Origin of the sequence: Roseovarius sp. SCSIO 43702, from assembly GCF_019599045.1 — a bacterium.
Lineage (GTDB): Bacteria > Pseudomonadota > Alphaproteobacteria > Rhodobacterales > Rhodobacteraceae > Roseovarius.
Window position 1 is genome coordinate 1,617,966 of record NZ_CP080623.1, and the last position, 15,412, is coordinate 1,633,377.

General features: G+C 66.6%; 15 protein-coding genes. 3 read left to right on the top strand and 12 right to left on the bottom strand.

Features of this window, described 5'->3' with window-relative positions:
* Positions 1-16 precede the first annotated feature (16 nt).
* Both K1T73_RS07945 and K1T73_RS07950 read right to left on the bottom strand, forming a co-directional pair.
* Positions 17-1,228, bottom strand: a complete 1,212-nt coding sequence (locus K1T73_RS07945; protein WP_220603388.1) for a DegT/DnrJ/EryC1/StrS aminotransferase family protein — start codon at positions 1,226-1,228, stop codon at positions 17-19.
* Between the two features lie 79 nt (positions 1,229-1,307).
* Positions 1,308-1,592 (bottom strand): cupin domain-containing protein, encoded by a 285-nt coding sequence (locus K1T73_RS07950; RefSeq protein ID WP_220603389.1) that lies wholly within the window; start codon positions 1,590-1,592, stop codon positions 1,308-1,310.
* A 119-nt stretch (positions 1,593-1,711) separates the two neighbouring features.
* Between K1T73_RS07950 and dnaE the strand changes: the two genes are divergently transcribed.
* Positions 1,712-5,215, top strand: a complete 3,504-nt coding sequence (dnaE, locus tag K1T73_RS07955; RefSeq protein WP_220603390.1) for a DNA polymerase III subunit alpha — start codon at positions 1,712-1,714, stop codon at positions 5,213-5,215.
* A gap of 15 nt (positions 5,216-5,230) precedes the next feature.
* On the opposite strand, the gene K1T73_RS07960 is transcribed toward dnaE, so the two are convergent.
* The 8 genes from K1T73_RS07960 to hisS all read right to left on the bottom strand — a co-directional run bounded on the left by K1T73_RS07960 (position 5,231) and on the right by hisS (position 12,837).
* Positions 5,231-6,175 (bottom strand): YihY/virulence factor BrkB family protein, encoded by a 945-nt coding sequence (locus tag K1T73_RS07960; RefSeq protein WP_220603391.1) that lies wholly within the window; start codon positions 6,173-6,175, stop codon positions 5,231-5,233.
* Positions 6,176-6,248: 73 nt separating this feature from the next.
* A complete protein-coding gene (locus K1T73_RS07965; RefSeq protein WP_220603392.1) occupies positions 6,249-7,511 on the bottom strand; it encodes a DUF3618 domain-containing protein in 1,263 nt (420 codons plus the stop codon).
* Positions 7,501-7,902: a phage holin family protein gene (locus tag K1T73_RS07970; RefSeq protein ID WP_220603393.1), complete on the bottom strand. Its 402-nt coding sequence runs from the start codon at positions 7,900-7,902 to the stop codon at positions 7,501-7,503. Before K1T73_RS07970 ends, K1T73_RS07965 begins: the two co-directional genes overlap by 11 nt.
* On the bottom strand, positions 7,899-8,423 hold the full coding sequence (locus K1T73_RS07975; RefSeq protein ID WP_220603394.1) for a hypothetical protein: 525 nt from the start codon (positions 8,421-8,423) through the stop codon (positions 7,899-7,901). Before K1T73_RS07975 ends, K1T73_RS07970 begins: the two co-directional genes overlap by 4 nt.
* Before the next feature lie 198 nt (positions 8,424-8,621).
* A complete protein-coding gene (locus K1T73_RS07980; protein ID WP_220603395.1) occupies positions 8,622-9,518 on the bottom strand; it encodes an MBL fold metallo-hydrolase in 897 nt (298 codons plus the stop codon).
* Between the two features lie 63 nt (positions 9,519-9,581).
* Complete coding sequence (gene hisG / locus K1T73_RS07985) at positions 9,582-10,271, bottom strand: ATP phosphoribosyltransferase (protein ID WP_220603396.1); 690 nt, start codon at positions 10,269-10,271, stop codon at positions 9,582-9,584.
* Positions 10,268-11,353 (bottom strand): ATP phosphoribosyltransferase regulatory subunit, encoded by a 1,086-nt coding sequence (locus K1T73_RS07990; RefSeq protein ID WP_220603397.1) that lies wholly within the window; start codon positions 11,351-11,353, stop codon positions 10,268-10,270. The genes hisG and K1T73_RS07990 overlap by 4 nt, the downstream gene beginning before the upstream one ends.
* Entirely contained in the window at positions 11,353-12,837 is a 1,485-nt protein-coding gene (gene hisS / locus K1T73_RS07995; RefSeq protein WP_220603398.1) for a histidine--tRNA ligase, read from the bottom strand. Before hisS ends, K1T73_RS07990 begins: the two co-directional genes overlap by 1 nt.
* Before the next feature lie 105 nt (positions 12,838-12,942).
* Here hisS and K1T73_RS08000 point away from each other — a divergent pair, with 105 nt between their 5' ends.
* A complete protein-coding gene (locus K1T73_RS08000) occupies positions 12,943-13,137 on the top strand; it encodes a SlyX family protein (RefSeq protein WP_220603399.1) in 195 nt (64 codons plus the stop codon).
* 194 nt (positions 13,138-13,331) lie between these two features.
* Here the strand turns inward: K1T73_RS08000 and K1T73_RS08005 are convergent, their stop codons facing one another.
* The gene (locus K1T73_RS08005; RefSeq protein ID WP_220603400.1) at positions 13,332-13,940 is read right to left on the bottom strand and encodes an outer membrane protein; all 609 of its coding nucleotides are present in this window, start codon (positions 13,938-13,940) and stop codon (positions 13,332-13,334) included.
* Between the two features lie 229 nt (positions 13,941-14,169).
* The gene (locus tag K1T73_RS08010) at positions 14,170-14,673 is read right to left on the bottom strand and encodes a DUF1489 family protein (RefSeq protein WP_220603401.1); all 504 of its coding nucleotides are present in this window, start codon (positions 14,671-14,673) and stop codon (positions 14,170-14,172) included.
* An 81-nt stretch (positions 14,674-14,754) separates the two neighbouring features.
* Between K1T73_RS08010 and K1T73_RS08015 the strand changes: the two genes are divergently transcribed.
* The gene (locus K1T73_RS08015; protein ID WP_220603402.1) at positions 14,755-15,351 is read left to right on the top strand and encodes a dimethylsulfonioproprionate lyase family protein; all 597 of its coding nucleotides are present in this window, start codon (positions 14,755-14,757) and stop codon (positions 15,349-15,351) included.
* Positions 15,352-15,412 lie beyond the last annotated feature (61 nt).

The window sequence follows — 15,412 nt, forward strand, 5'->3', positions numbered from 1 at the left end:
TCGGCGGGCCGGGTCGTCAGGTTCCGAAGGCGCGCGCGGTCTGGGTTGTTTCCGCCATTGCGGCCAGGAGCGCATCGGCAATGGCCGCGCAATCGTCGGGCGTGAGGCGGACGGGCAGGCGCACGTCGCAGGCCCGCATCAGCATGGCGCGCGTGCGGGGCAGTTCGGGTATCCCGCCGGGAAGGAATTGCCAGTTCCAGAAGGCGCGGGCGTTGTCGGTGCTTTGCCCGAAGACCTGAACCTTGACCCCGTGCCGGGCCGCGCTCTCGGCGAAATCGCGGGTTTCGTCGTCGGTGAGGTCCACGAGGTTGAACTGGATCGAATCGGGCGCGCGGCGCTCGGGCGCGAGCGGAGCGGGCACCGAGATATGGGGTGAGGCCGATATCCGTTCGGCCACGAAGTCGTGGTTGGCCCGGCCCTTGCGCACGCGCGAGGCAAGCTCGGGGAGCTGGGGCCGGATGACCGCCGCCGAGAGATTAGAGATCCGCAGGTTGTAGAGCGGCAGGCGATTCTGCCAGCGGGCGAAGGCGGCGGAGAGCTCGGCATCCTCGTCGAGCCCCATGTGCTTGGCCCAGTTGTGCTCGTAGGCGCCAGACATGATGACCGCGCGGGCCACGAGATCGGGATCGTCCGAAACCATGATCCCGCCTTCGCCGGCATTCACCATCTTGTAGGACTGGAACGAGAAGCACCCCACGCGGCCCAGCGTGCCGATATTGCGCCCGTGCCAGGTGGTTCCGAGCGAATGGGCAGCGTCCTCGATCACCGGGATGCCGCGCGCGTCGCAGGCCGCCATGATCGCGTCCATGTCGGAGGTGTGGCCGCGCATGTGGCTGATGATGACCGCCGACACGTCCTCGAGACGCGCGGTGAAATCCGCGATGTCGATGCGGTAGTCCTCGCCCACCTCGCAGAGGACCGGCACGCAGTCGGCATGGACGACAGAGGAGGGCACGGCGGCGAAGGTGAAGCCCGGCATGATCACGCGGGCGTCGCGAGGCAGGCCAAGCGCCTTGAGCGACAGGAACAGTGCGGCCGAGCAACTTGAGACGGCCAGGGCGTAGCGGCTCCCGAGGAGGGCCGCGAATTCGCGTTCCAGAAGCGTCACCGGTGCGTCCGAGGGGGCGGTGTAACGGAAGAGATCGCCCGACTGGAGCAGGCGATCTATCTCGGCACGGGCCGCCTCGGGAATGGGTTCGGCGTCGTGGACGTTGGGCATCTGGGGCATGTTCGCAAAATCCGAAAGTGACTTTCGGGATTTCTAAACGAGTTTACGAGTCGAGAAAACCCCGCGATGCCCGGCCACGCTATTTCAATTCGACCTCGACGAAGGACATCGGCGCATCGCCGCCGTTGATCACGTTGTGCTCGATCCCCTCGTCGCGGGCATAGGCCGAGCCCGCGGTGACATGGCGTTCCTCGACCTCGCCGCCGGGAAGTTCGAGGCGCATGTGGCAATCGGTCACGGCGGTGATCACGTAGTTCATCCCGTGGCGGTGCCAGCCGGTCTGTTCGCCCGGCTTGAAGTCGAAGCGGGTGACGCGGGTGCGGTCGTCATCGATGAGGGTGGTGGCGGTGCAGGTCATGGTCATGGCGATGTCCTTTCGATGAGAGAAGCCAGGGGCAGCTTGCCCTTGCGGCGGGCGATTGCAAGAGGTGGTTTGGCGCGCGGGGTCTGGCGCGGCGCGGAGGGGTTGCGTAAGCTCGCCCCATGAGTGCCGAGCCCCGATTCATCCACCTGCGCGTCCATACCGAGTATTCGCTTCTGGAGGGGGCGGTGCGGCTCAAGGGACTGCCCGGCCTTTGCGAGAAGATGGGAATGCCCGCCGTTGCCGTGACCGACACCAACAACATGTTCGGCGCGCTGGAGTTCTCGGTGAGCGCGCAAGCGGCGGGGGTGCAGCCCATCATGGGCTGCCAGCTTGACCTCGCCTACGGTGCGAGTGGCAGGGCGGAGGCCACCGCGCCCGTGGTGCTGCTGGCGCAGGACGAGACGGGCTACGAGAACCTGATGAAGCTCAACTCGTGCCTCTACCTGCGGGGCGACGGCGCCCTGCCGCACGTCCTGCCCGAAGAGATCGAGCGGCACGCGGAGGGCCTGATCTGCCTCACGGGCGGGCCGGAGGGGCCCGTGGGCCTGCTGTTGCAAGCGGGGCAGCGGCCCGCGGCGGAGGCGCTCTTGCAGCGGTTGGCGCGGGCATTTCCCGACCGGCTCTATGTCGAGTTGCAGCGCCATCCGGGCGAGAACGGCCAGCCCGAGGGCGAGAAGCTGAGCGAGCGGGGGCATGTGGAGATGGCCTATGCCATGGACCTGCCGCTTGTCGCGACGAATGACGTCTATTTCCCCGACAAGGACATGTTCGAGGCGCATGATGCGCTCTTGTGCGTGGCGGAAGGGGCCTATGTGGACCAGAGCGGGCCGCGCCGCAGGCTGACGCCCGAGCATTACTTCAAGTCGCCGCAGGAAATGGCGACGCTCTTCGCGGACCTGCCCGAGGCGCTCGAGAACACGGTCGAGATCGCGCGGCGCTGTGCCTTCGGAGCCTATCGGCGCGATCCGATCCTGCCGCGCTTTGCCGATGACGAGGTGGACGAGCTGCGCCGGCAGGCGAAGGCGGGGCTGGCCGCGCGGCTCGCCGTCATTCCGCACGCGGCGCCGGTCGAGGAATACGAAAAGCGGCTCGATTTCGAATTGGGAATCATCGAGGGGATGGGGTTCCCGGGTTATTTCCTCATCGTCGCGGACTTCATCAAATGGGCCAAGGAGCGTGACATCCCGGTGGGGCCGGGGCGCGGCTCGGGCGCGGGCAGCCTCGTGGCCTATGCGCTGACGATCACCGACCTCGATCCGCTGCGTTACAGCCTCCTGTTCGAGCGGTTCCTGAACCCCGAGCGCGTGTCCATGCCCGACTTCGATATCGACTTCTGCATGGAGCGGCGCGAGGAGGTCATCCAGTACGTGCAGGAGAAATACGGCCGCGACCGGGTGGGGCAGATCATCACCTTCGGCGCGCTTCTGTCGAAGGCCGCCGTGCGCGACCTTGGGCGCGTGCTGCAGATGCCTTACGGTCAGGTGGATCGCCTCTCGAAGATGATCCCCGTCGAGGGGGTGAAGCCCGTAAGCATCAGCCAGGCGCTTGTCCAGGAGGACCGGCTTCGCGAGGAAGCCAAGCGCGAGGAGGTCGTGGACCGGCTGCTGCAATACGGGATGAAGGTGGAAGGTCTGCTCAGGAACGCCTCGACCCATGCCGCAGGCGTGGTCATCGGGGATCGTCCGCTCGACGAGCTCGTGCCGCTCTACCAGGATCCGCGCTCGGACATGCCGGCGACGCAGTTCAACATGAAATGGGTCGAGCAGGCGGGTCTCGTGAAGTTCGACTTCCTGGGCCTCAAGACGCTGACCGTCATTCAGAACGCGATCGAGCAGATCCACGGCGAGGGGCGCGACCTGCATGTCGCGCAGGACGGCAGCACGATCTACGAGCCCTTCGAGGGCGCCGAGAACGATATCGGGCAGATCCCGCTCGATGACGAGAAGACCTATGCGCTTTACGCCAAGGCGCGCACCGTGGCGGTGTTCCAGGTGGAAAGTTCGGGCATGATGGACGCGCTCAAGCGCATGAAGCCCGACTGCATCGAGGACATCATCGCGCTGGTCGCGCTCTACCGGCCCGGACCGATGGAGAACATCCCGAAGTTCTGTGAGGTCAAGAACGGGATCTCGGAACGCGACACGCTGCACGAGAGCATCGACCATATCCTCGACGAAACGCAGGGCATCATCGTCTACCAGGAGCAGGTGATGCAGATCGCGCAGGAAATGGCGGGCTACAGCCTTGGCGGCGCCGACCTGCTGCGCCGCGCGATGGGCAAGAAGATCAAGGAGGCGATGGACGCGGAGCGCCCCAAGTTCATTGCCGGGGCGAAGAAGAACGGCGTGGACGACGCCAAGGCGCTCGAGGTCTGGAACCTTCTCGAGAAGTTCGCGAATTACGGCTTCAACAAGTCTCATGCCGCAGCTTACGCGGTGGTGAGCTACCAGACCGCGTGGCTCAAGGCGAACCACCCGGTCGAGTTCATGGCGGGCGTCATGAATTGCGACATCCATCTGACCGACAAGCTCGCCGTCTATTTCGAGGAGGTGAAGAAGGGCCTCGACCTGCCCTGGGTGCCGCCTTGCGTGAACCGTTCGGATGCGCGGTTCATGGTGAAGGGTGGTGTGCTGCATTACGGGCTGGGCGCGCTCAAGAACGTGGGTGTGGAGGCCATGAAGCTCATCGTCGAGGGGCGGCACGAGGGCGGCGTCGAGAGGCCCTTCGCGACGCTCTTCGATTTCGCCCGGCGCGTCGACCTGAAGCGCATCGGGAAGCGACCGCTGGAGATGCTGGCGCGGGCGGGGGCGTTCGACGAGCTTGACCGCAACCGCGCGCGGGTCTTCGGAAGCGTCGAAGCGCTGATGAATTACTCGGCCGCCGTGCACGAGCAGCGCAATTCCGACCAGGTGTCGCTCTTTGGCGAGGCGGGCGACGACCTGCCCGAGCCGCGGATCGTGCCGGTCGATGACTGGCTGCCCGCCGAGCGGCTGACCGAGGAGTTCAAGGCGGTGGGGTTCTACCTTTCCGGGCATCCGCTCGACGATTACATGGGCGCGCTCAGGCGGAGCGAGGTGAAGACGCTCGACGAGGTGACCGAGCTTGTGCGCCACGCGCCGCAAGTGGTGAAGATGGCCGGTGTCGTGGCCGGCCGGCAGGAGCGCAAGTCGGCGCGGGGCAACCGCTTTGCCTTCGTCCAGATGAGCGACGTGACGGGTGGGTTCGAGGTGACGATGTTCTCCGAGACGCTCGAGAATGCGCGGGAATACCTGGAAACGGGGATGCAGATCGTCGTGACGGTCGAGGCAGTGAACGAGGCGGATCAGCTCAAGCTCCTTGCCCGGTCGGTGCAGCCCATCGACATCGTGGTCGCCGGAGCGGGGGCCATGGGCCTGCGCATCTATATCGAGACTCCGCACGCGATCGCGACCGTGGCAAGCGTGCTGGACCGCGCGCAGGAGGCCGCGCGGAACGCGGCGCGCGGACCGGTGCATTTCTGCCTGATGGATGACGGCCTGCCCGGCGAGGTGGAGATGGACGCGGGCCGCGAATTCGCGGTCAATCCCCAGATCAAGGGCGCGATCAAGAGCCTCGACGGCGTGTGGGACGTGCAGGATTACTGAGCCGGACGCGGGCCTTCAACCGGCCGTTTCGCCGAGATTGTCGGCCTTCTCGGCGTCGCGTTCACCCATCGGCTCATCGGGTCCCACGGTCGTGTCATAGCGTGTCTGCGCCTCGAGTTCGGCATTGAATTCGGCGCCCATGAGGACCACGAAGGCCGAGAGCCACAGCCACATGAGCAGCACGATCACCCCGGCGAGAGAGCCGAAGCTCTCGTTATACGAGCCGAAATTCGAGACGTAGAGCGCGAAGCCGATGGAGGCGACAAGCCAGAGCACGCAAGCCAGAACCGAGCCGAGCGAGAGCCAGGACCATTCGGGCTGATCGCGGTCGGGGCCGAAGCGATAGAGAAGCGCAAGGGCCACCGCCACGAGAACGAGCATCAGGAGCCAGCTTGCGCCCGTGACCAGCATCTCGACACGCGAGCCAAGCTCGACGAAGGACAGGGCCGCGGGCACCGCCACCATGAGAATGATGGCCAGAACGACGCCGAGGATGAGCGCGAGTGTCAGGCCGAAGGTGATGACCTTGAGCCAGATGAAATTGCGTGTCTCCTCTTCGTCGTAAGCGACGTTGAGACCTTCGATGAGACTGCCGACGCCCTTGGACGCCGAGTAGAGCGCAAGCACGATGCCGAGGACCGCGGCGAGGCCGAGCCCGCCTTCGCGGGAGCCGGCTACCTTCTCGGCCTGGTCGAGGATGATCGAGGCCACGTCCTCGGGCATGATCGCGGTCAGCTCGTCTAGCACGGTGACGATCTGCGAAGGTTCGACGATCAGCCCACCGATGGCCAGAAGGGCCGTGATCGCCGGGAAAAGTGCGAGAAGCGCGTAGAACGCTACCCCGGCGGCAATGAGGCTTACGCGGTCGGCGGCGATCTCGTCCTTGACGCGGAAGGCGATGTCCTTCCAGCCGGCGGCGGGAATGTCGGTGGGGGTTTCAGCGTGGCGGCCACGTGCCATCAGGCGATCCTGTATGTTCGGGAAGGGTCGGGGCGCGGGCGAACCCCCTGAGAGAGGTCCGCCCGCGCGAAGGTCAGCTTTTCTTGACGTCGTCCTTCACGTCGCCGAGCTTCTCGTCTTCGGCCTTGGACTTCGCCGCATCCGCGACGCGGCCCGCGGCGGACTTGGCCTTGTCGGCGGCAGCCTTGGTGGCGGTCTTGTCGCCAGGGGCCGCGTCATCGGCGTTTTCCTTCATCTCGGAGGCCACGTTGCGGGCCTCGTCGACGCCGGCCTGCACAACCTTCCTGGCCTTTTCGACTTCCTCTTCGTAGATACGCTCGGCCTCGTCGTAGAGATCGTCGCTATACCGGCCGATATTCTCGTCCTCGAAGCGGGTTCGGGGCAGAACGCCCGCGATGGCCGCACCGACCGCGAAAGCCAGCGCTCCGGCAACGAGCGGATGCTCGTCGTAGAAATCCGCCACTTGGTCGGCGCCGCGATTGAGGCGGCGCGCGGCCTCTTCCTTGGCTTCGAGGGCGCGGAGGCGGGCAGAGGCGATGCGCTTGCGCGCTTCGTCGGAAAGATCTTCCGTGCCTTCAAGCACGCGGCGTTTCATCGCTTCGGTACGATGCGCGGCGCTGCGCCAGACGTTACCGGCGCTGTCGCGCACGGATTGCGCCGTGTCTGCCACCCGGTCGCGCGCATCCTCGGCCGTAGACGCGACGCTGTCGCGTGCCGAGGCGGCGCTGGACGAAACGCTGTCGGCGGCCGATTCAACGCCCTTCTTCGCGGAGTGCGCGGTGTCCTTCACCGCGTCGCCCGCATCGGACAGGCGCTGACCGACCGAGCTGCCATCATCGTCGCTTCCCAACTCGTCGCGGTCCCAGTCGCGTGCCCATGAAGGCGCGGAGCGCGACGCGGTGCCACGGGAGGTGCCGGTGGTCGCGACGGTGCCGGGGCCGCCTTGCGCGCTTCCCCTCGTTTCGAGCCGGGAAGGCGTGCTGGAGCGCTGGTGGTCGCGATCGGGAACTGGCCTACGGGTATCGCCGGGCGTGCCGCGCGTGCCGTAGTCGGGCGCATAGGTCTGCGACCGGCTTGATCCGCTGTCGCGGTTGCCGAGGATAAGCCAGGCGAGGCCCACGCCCGTCAGCGTGAGGGCGAGGGGGTTCTCGCGCACCGAGCGGGCGATGGAACGGCCCACGTCGCCGCCATGTTCGCGGACCTGGTCGCCCACCTGCCGCACGATGCCGTTAAAGGAGAGGCGATCCTGCAACCCGTCGATGGAGTCGCGAAGCCCTTCGCGCTCGCGTTCGATTTCGCGTTCGATTTCCGCTGCTGATCTCGTGTCACTTGTCATTGTAGGACTCCTTGACTGCCTGCGCGTCGCGCTTGATGTTCTCGGTCGTGCGCGTCGGGGCGAGGCTGCTCAGCTTGAGGTCATTGAGACCCTTGCCGACCATCACCAGCGCGATCACCGCCAGTACCACGCCCACGATGAGCGAACTCCACCCGGCATCCAGACCTGCGTTGGTCAGGGCCGCGACGAGCGCCGCCGCGAGGACGTTGAGCGAGACGAGCGCCACGATGAGCGCGCCCGCGATGAGGCCCACGGCGACGCCGGCCTTGTTCAGGTTTTCCGAAATCTCGGCCCGCGCGAGGTCCACTTCCTTGCGGACGAGGGCGCTCACGTGGTTGAGCGCGTCGCTCAGGATTTCGGTTGTCGATTTGTTATGTGTCGGATCGCTCATGAACGGCCTCCCGGCTGCTGGCCTTGTGTGGTGGGGGTGGCCGGCGTGCGGGGCGCGGCCGGGGCGGTGTGACGGGCCTCGCCCGCGGTATGGCTTGTGCCGTCGCCGTCATCGCGGCGTGCCGAGGCCGTCGCGAAGCGTGTGGCCACGAAACCGGCGAGGGCCGCGCCGCCAAGGAAAAGAAGCGGATTGCGCTTGGCGAAGGCGCCGAGTTCATTGGCGGCCTGGCCCAGATCCTTGTCGCGGATCGCGTCCGAGATGTCGGCGAGCCCGCTGGCAAGCTGGCCGATGGTGCGCTCCTGCGGGGAGCCGTCGCGCATGTCGTCGGCGGCCTTGCGCAGGCCCGAGGCCACGTCTTGGACCTCGTCCGCGACGCCTTCCTTGGCGCCCTCGGCACGTCGCCGGGCCTCTTCCTGGATACCGTGCTTGGCGTCTTTCGCCGCGTCGCGCGCGGCTTTCGTGAGATCGTCCTTGGCCGATTTCGCCTCGGCCTTCACGTCTTCTGCTGTTGATTTGCTCATGATCCTCTCCCGCTGATTCAAGCCACCAGATTGAGAATGGCGAGTATCACCACGATCAATCCGATCAGATAAAAGATGTTGTACATTTGGTCCTCGATCTCTCGTGGTTCTCACGATTGCGTTACTGGGGTCCAACCTCGCGTGAGTGCTCCTGGTTCCGCCGGCCGGGGATTTTTCGCCCGACCGGCGCGGGAACCATCAGAAGCGGTTGAGCGGGACCTTGAGGTAGCTGTTGCCATCATCCTCGGGGGCGGGCGCCTGGCCGGCGCGGAGGTTCATCTGGAGGACGTGCAGCATCCGGTCGGGCAGGGCCAGCGTGCGGTCGCGGGCCTCGCGCAGCGAGATGTAGTCCTCGCGCGAGGTGCCGCCACCGATATGGGCGTTGTGGCGGCGCTGCTCCTTCACGGTCGATTCCCACGCCGGGCCGCGCCCGTCACCGCCGTAGTCGTGCCCGATGAAGAGGCGGGTGTGGTCCGGAAGCTCGAGGATTTCCATGAGCGACGTGTAGAGGTCGTCGGCCGTACCACCCGGGAAGTCGGCGCGCGAGGTGCCGATGTCGGGCTGCATGAACGTATCGTGCACGAAGGCCGCGTCGTCGCCCACCACGTAGGTGATCGAGCCGAGCGTGTGCCCGTCCGACAACATCACCCGCACGGGCAGGTTGCCGATCTTGAACGTGTCGCCATCTTCGAAAAGATGGGTGAAATCGCCTGAAGGTTCGAACGCGTCGGGCAGGTTGTAGTAGTCGCGCCAGAGCTCGGCGATGTCGGGCAGCTTGGCGCCGATGGCGTTCGGCACCCCGAGCTTCCGGGCAAGGTAATGGGACGCCATGAGGTGATCGGCATGGGGGTGCGTGTCGAGCACATGCGTGATGGTGAAGCCTTCGGACTGCGCCAGATCGACGATGGCGTCGGCGCCCGAGGCGTCGGTGCTGGCAGATTGCGGGTCGAAGCCCATCACCACGTCGATGAGCGCGGCCTCGCGCGTTTCGGGGCAGGCGGCGATATACTGGATGCTGCCCGTGTCCTCGTCGTAGATACCGATGACCTCGGGCGAGCCGGGGCCGTTGGAAACGCTGGTGCGTGAAAGAGCCATGATATCCTCCGTCGTAGCCTTTCGGGGCAAACAACGAGGGCGGGGCGCAGGTTCCTCGATCGCTCAGCCGACGCGGCGGACGATTTCGGAAAGCGTCGCGCGGTCGGCATCGTCGAGGTCGGCACCGCGTGCGCGGAAAAGCGTGGCCTGGCTGCGCAGGATGAGCCCGTCATCGAGCAGCTTGAGGTGATTGGCCCGCAGCGTGTCGCCGGTGGACGTGATGTCGGCGATGGCCTCGGCGGTCTCGTTCTTGATCGTGCCCTCGGTCGCGCCCTGGCTGTCGACGAGGCGGTAATCGGCCACGCCGCCCGCGCGCAGGAAATCGCGGGTCAGGCGATGATACTTGGTCGCGATGCGCAGGCGGTGGCCATGTTCCGCGCGGAAGGCGGCGGCGACCGCGTCGAGATCGTCGAGCGTCGAGACGTCGACCCATGCGCGCGGCACGGCGAGCACGAGGTCGGCATGGCCGAAGCCCAGTTCGGCCAGCGTCTCGACCCGGCTGTCCCACGCCGCGAGTTTCTCCTGCACGAGATCGGTGCCGGTCACGCCCAGGTGGATGCGCCCCGCGGCAAGCTCGCGCGGGATCTCGCCCGCCGAGAGGAGGACGAGTTCGAGGTTGCAGATCCCCTCGACCCGGCCCGCGTATTCGCGCTCCGACCCTGCCCGTGCGAGGTGGATGCCGCGCTCGGCGAACCAGTGGAAGGTTTTTTCCATGAGCCGGCCCTTCGAGGGCACGCCGAGTTTCACCGTCATGCGCCACCCCCCAGTTCGAGCGAGAGTCCCGGCCGGATCACGCCGCCTACCGCCGGGATCTCGCGTCCGCCCCCAAGCTGACGGGTGAGCGCGTCATAGCGGCCGCCGGTGGCGACCGGGGGCAGATCGGGGCGCGCGCGGGCGGTGAATCCGAAGACGAAGCCGTCGTAATACTCCATCTGGCTCCGCCCGAAGGACGCCTCGAAGGACAGGGTGGCGGTATCGATCCCATGCGCCGCGAGCGCGTCGAGCCGCTGGGCCAGACGCTCGACGGCGGGCGCTATGGCGGGCAGGTCGACCGCGATGTCGCGAAGCCGTTCGAGCGCATCGGTGGACGAGCCGCGCACGGCGAGAAGCGCCTCGAGCAGGGCGAGGTCGTTCTCGGAGATGGGCGCCGCCTCGGCATCCTCGCGCAGCGCCTCGATGCGGGCCTCGATCTCGGCCCGGCTGCGCAAGCCGATGAGGGTGCCGGCCTTCGCGAAGGGGTCAGCGGCAGCAAGAAGCGCCGCGCGCGCGGCCGGCAACGGCGCGCGACCCGAGAAGCGGTCCAGAAGCGCGCGGAACCGGCGGGGCCGCCAGATGTGACGCCGAAGGGCTGCCTTGCGGCGTTCGGTGGTGTCGATCCCCTCGACGGCGGCCATGAGGATGCCGATATCGCCCGTGGCGGGCGTGAGCGCGAGGGGCGCCAGGATCTCGTGAATGGCGGCGAAGACCTGGGCATCGGCCTCGGCGGGTCGTTCGCGGGCGAAGATCTCGAAGCCCACCTGGATATATTCGTTGGCGCGGTCGGCGTCGTTTTCCTGCCGGCGGAAGACCTCGCCCGCGTAGGTATAGCGCGCGGGCTCCGCGCCATGCTCCATGTGCATCTGCACCACCGGGACGGTGAAATCCGGCCGCAACATCTGTTCGCCGCGGAGCGCGTCGGAGGTGACATAGGCGCGCGCGCGGATGTCCTCGCCATAGAGATCGAGCAACGTCTCGGCGGGCTGCAAGACGGTCGTCTCGACCGGCTGCGCGCCGAGTGCCTCGAAATGCGCGCGCAGGCGCGCGGCCTCGGCCAGGATGGCGGCGCGGGTGGGCATCAGCCGTGGCTTTCGAGGATCTCGCGGGTCTTCGCGACCAGATCCGCGCGCGCGACCTCGAACTGTGAGGGGCGCTCCTTCCACTCCTCGAGGGTCGCGTCGCGCGCGATCTCGGCCCCGAGGATCAGGTCCTTGATTTGCACGACGCCGCGCTCGTGCTCTTCGGTGCCTTCGATGATGGCGACGGGAGAGGCGCGGCGATCGGCATATTTGAGCTGGTTGCCGAAATTCTTCGGATTGCCCAGGTAGACCTCGGCGCGGATTCCCGCCTGCCGCAACTCGGCGACCATGGCCTGGTAGTCGGCCATGCGTGAGCGGTCCATCACGGTGACGACGACGGGGCCGCGCTCGACTGTCTCGGTGCGGCCCTTCGCGGCCAGCGCGGCCAGCAGACGGTCGACGCCGATCGAGACTCCGGTGGCCGGGACGGCCTGACCGGTGAAGCGTTTCACCAGGTCGTCATAGCGTCCGCCGCCTGCAACAGAGCCGAATTGCCGTGTGCGGCCCTTCTCGTCGAGAATCTCGAAGGTGAGTTCTGCCTCGTAGACGGGGCCGGTGTAGTAGCCGAGGCCGCGCACGACGGAGGGGTCGATGACGATGCGGTCGGGGCCGTAGCCCTGTGCATCGAGGAGGGCGGCGATCTGTTCGAGTTCCTGCACGCCCTCGGCACCGGTCACGGAGGCGCCGATTGCCCCGCGCAGGTTGTCGAGGGTTTCCGTCGCGCTTTCACCGCGCGAGGTGAGGAAGGCAATGACCGGGCCGGCCTGATCGTCGGTGAGGCCCACGCCGTCGATGAAGGCACCCGAGGCGTCCTTGCGTCCCTTGCCCAGAAGTTGGCGCACCCCGTCCTCGCCGACCTTGTCGAACTTGTCGATGGTGCGCAGGACCGCGTCGCGCTGCGCGTCGTTGGTGAGGTCCATCGCCTCGAGCACCCCGTTCAGCACCTTGCGGTTGTTCACGCGCACCACGTAGTCGCCGCGCTCGATCCCCACGGCTTCGAGTGTGTCGGCGAGCATGGCGCAGATCTCGGCGTCCGCGGCCATGGAGGCGCTCCCCACAGTATCGGCATCACATTGGTAGAACTGCCGAAAGCGGCCTGGCCCAGGCTTCTCGTTGCGCCAGACGGGGCCCATCGCATAGCGGCGGTAGGGCGTCGGCAGGTCGTTGCGGTGCTGCGCATAGACGCGCGCCAGCGGTGCCGTCAGGTCGTAGCGCAGCGCGAGCCAGTCACCCTGGCCGTCCTCGTCTGCCTCCTGCCAGGCGAAGACGCCCTCGTTGGGGCGGTCCACGTCGGGAAGGAACTTGCCCAGCGCTTCGACCGTCTCGACAGCGCTGCTCTCGAGCGCGTCGAAGCCGTAGCGATGATAGACCTCCGCGATCCGCGCGAGCATTCGCTGGCGGCCCGTGACCTCGGCGCCGAAATAGTCGCGGAAGCCCTTGGGCGTCGCGGCCTTGGGGCGGGGGGCTTTCTTGTCTTTGGCCATGGTGGCGGTCCTCGGGGGTTCCGGTCGGATGCGGGATAGCGGATGGGCGCAGGGGGGGCAAGGCGCCGCTTGCCGCGCAGAGGCGATGGGCGTAAAGGCGGTGCCATGACCGAGATCGAGGAAAAGATCGCGCATCTTACGCGGCAGGTGGACGACCTGTCGGACGAGGTGGCGCGCCAGCAGTGTGAGCTGGACCGGCTGCGCCTTTTCGTCGACCGCCTGATGGTGCGCGAACGCGAGCGCGCGGCAGAGGGGTCGGGAGGCGTGGTGCTGGGTGACGAGCGGCCGCCGCACTACTGAGTCGGGTCGTGCGCCGACCCGAAAACCGCGATGGCGACGAAGAGCCTGTCATGCGCACCAACGACGCAGGGCCGCAGGTTCACGATGCCGGTGGGGCGAGAACCGGTGCTGCACCGTGCTGACAGCATGAAAAAACCGGCCCGCGCATAAGCGGGCCGGTTCTCGTCAGATCAATAGCTCGGGTCTATCCGCTATCAGAAGCGGAAGGCCGCGCGCATTTGAACGGTCGTCGCGTCGACATCGTTGGTCGTGCCGGTGACGTTCTCGAACTCGTGATACAGGACTTCGCCGCCGAGGCTGATGTTGTCGGTGATCATGTGCTCGTAGCCCGCGCCGACCACATAGCCGTCTTCGTCGCCACCGGGAGTGTCGACTTGAGCCCAGCCGCCGGTTGCATAGAGCAGGCCGTTACCGATCTTGTAACCACCGCGCAGCTTGACGCGGAGGATGCTGTCGACGTCGGCGGTGACACCGCCGGCAGTCAGACCCATGTCGGTCCAGTCATAGTCGACACCGCCACCCAGCACGAAGCCGTTGTTGAAGTCGTAATCGTAACCGGCGATCAGACCGCCGACGACGCCGTCATTGCCGCTGACGCCGGGTGCATTGGTGTCGATGTTGCCGTAGCCCAGTTCAGCACCGCCGTAGAAGCCGGTCCAGTTGGGCGAAACGGGTGCGACGGGTGCCGGTGCGACGATAACGGGCGCCTCTGCAACGGGTTCGTCGAGATTGCCGGCGAGAGCCGGTGCGGAAAAAGCGAGACCCGCGGCGAGGGCGGGAAGTGCTGTCAGTGTTCTCAACATTGGAGATGTCCTCCGTTCAATCGTTTCTCTGTCGCCCGATCCTTATGGCCGGGCATTTGGCCCCTCGCGGAAATTCCGCGCGGAACCGCTATCCTTCGGCGATTACCGATACCCGATCAACTGGGTGTTTTTCACGCAAGTTCCAAGCGAAAAAATGATAATGCGCGGAGTGTTGCCTGCATACATCACCCGGACGCGCGGTTTTCGGCACGTGATCCGGGCAAGATCTTCAGATCACGCCGATATCGGCCAGCGCGGCGGAGAGCGCGGGCGGCAGCGAGTCGTCTCCGTCGCCAACTCCCGACAGGTCGGCAGGCGCATCGGCCGCGTCGAGATAGCGCCATCCCTGGAAGGGGCGCTTGCGCGCGGCCGTGGTGCGGGTGATTGCCGGATCGAGAACGATGCCGCAGCGCCGGATACCGTCCTGCCCCGTGACCTCGTCAAGACGCAGAATCCGCTGACGGCATTGGACGAACCCCTGGATGACCCAGTAGATCGAGCCGCCCGCAAGCACTTCGGCGTCGCGCCGGGGCCACATGCGGGTGACGTGGCGCGGCAGGCCGTCCTCGCGTTCGGCCGCGCGGGAGGTCTGCCATCGGATCAGGTCGTCGACGGTCTCGGTGCCGACGCTGAGCTTGATGAGATTGACGAAGTCTTGCGGCACCGGCCACCCCCGGAGATCATATCCCTCTTTGCATTTATGGCGCAGGCGGGCGAAAGTCCAATAGCGCATGACATACGTCATTCAATGAGGACGCGGCACGCGGAGAAGATCGCGGGCCCGGCCGGCGCGACGACAGGGGAGAAAGCGCGGATGAACACGCAGGAGAAGGCCGAAAAACTGCTCGATGCGGCACAGGTCGCTTATGCACGGCACGTGGAAGATCCGCGCGCGGAACGCTCGCTGGAGCGGATTTTCGCGGCCATCGACCGCCCCCCGGCGATGCGCGAGCGACCGGGCACGCGGCTTCCGGTGTGCGGACAGCTTTCCGAGGTGCCGCAAGGCGAACGATTCGAGGAGGAAAGCCTGCGAGAGCTCGTCGCCGCCTTTCTCGCCCTCGAGCCGGCGCTTGCGTGGTACAAGCGCACGGGGGACACCACGAATGCCAACGCGGCCTATCACGAGGGCCACGCGAACGCGATGATCGTGGGGCCCGGCGGGCTGGTTCCGAATGAGCGGGTTTCGCTTGGTGTATCGCTTCTCGCTCCGGGCGTGCGCTACCCGGATCACACCCATCCGCCGGAAGAGACCTACCTCGTGCTGAGCGAGGGAGAGTTCAGCCAGGACGGGGTGACGTGGTTCACGCCGGGCATCGGCGGAACCTTCTACAACCCGCCGGGTATCCTGCATGCGATGCGGTCGGGCGACACGCCGCTCTTCGCGATGTGGGCGCTCTGGGCCGACGCCTGAGCGCCCTAGAGATTCCTGCCCGGGACTCCGGAGAGAACGCAAGGACGAAAAGATGATTGGA

Bases quoted from the DNA above. Each gene is read 5' to 3' on its own strand.
- hisS (WP_220603398.1), bottom strand. From the start codon at position 12,837: ATGGCCAAAGACAAGAAAGCCCCCCGCCCCAAGGCCGCGACGCCCAAG.
- K1T73_RS07975 (WP_220603394.1), bottom strand. From the start codon at position 8,423: ATGAGCAAATCAACAGCAGAAGACGTGAAGGCCGAGGCGAAATCGGCC.
- K1T73_RS07970 (WP_220603393.1), bottom strand. From the start codon at position 7,902: ATGAGCGATCCGACACATAACAAATCGACAACCGAAATCCTGAGCGAC.
- K1T73_RS07990 (WP_220603397.1), bottom strand. From the start codon at position 11,353: ATGCCCACCCGCGCCGCCATCCTGGCCGAGGCCGCGCGCCTGCGCGCG.
- K1T73_RS07980 (WP_220603395.1), bottom strand. From the start codon at position 9,518: ATGGCTCTTTCACGCACCAGCGTTTCCAACGGCCCCGGCTCGCCCGAG.
- K1T73_RS07960 (WP_220603391.1), bottom strand. From the start codon at position 6,175: ATGGCACGTGGCCGCCACGCTGAAACCCCCACCGACATTCCCGCCGCC.
- K1T73_RS07945 (WP_220603388.1), bottom strand. From the start codon at position 1,228: ATGCCCCAGATGCCCAACGTCCACGACGCCGAACCCATTCCCGAGGCG.
- dnaE (WP_220603390.1), top strand. From the start codon at position 1,712: ATGAGTGCCGAGCCCCGATTCATCCACCTGCGCGTCCATACCGAGTAT.
- K1T73_RS08000 (WP_220603399.1), top strand. From the start codon at position 12,943: ATGACCGAGATCGAGGAAAAGATCGCGCATCTTACGCGGCAGGTGGAC.
- K1T73_RS08010 (WP_220603401.1), bottom strand. From the start codon at position 14,673: ATGCGCTATTGGACTTTCGCCCGCCTGCGCCATAAATGCAAAGAGGGA.
- K1T73_RS08005 (WP_220603400.1), bottom strand. From the start codon at position 13,940: ATGTTGAGAACACTGACAGCACTTCCCGCCCTCGCCGCGGGTCTCGCT.
- hisG (WP_220603396.1), bottom strand. From the start codon at position 10,271: ATGACGGTGAAACTCGGCGTGCCCTCGAAGGGCCGGCTCATGGAAAAA.
- K1T73_RS07965 (WP_220603392.1), bottom strand. From the start codon at position 7,511: ATGACAAGTGACACGAGATCAGCAGCGGAAATCGAACGCGAAATCGAA.
- K1T73_RS07950 (WP_220603389.1), bottom strand. From the start codon at position 1,592: ATGACCATGACCTGCACCGCCACCACCCTCATCGATGACGACCGCACC.
- K1T73_RS08015 (WP_220603402.1), top strand. From the start codon at position 14,755: ATGAACACGCAGGAGAAGGCCGAAAAACTGCTCGATGCGGCACAGGTC.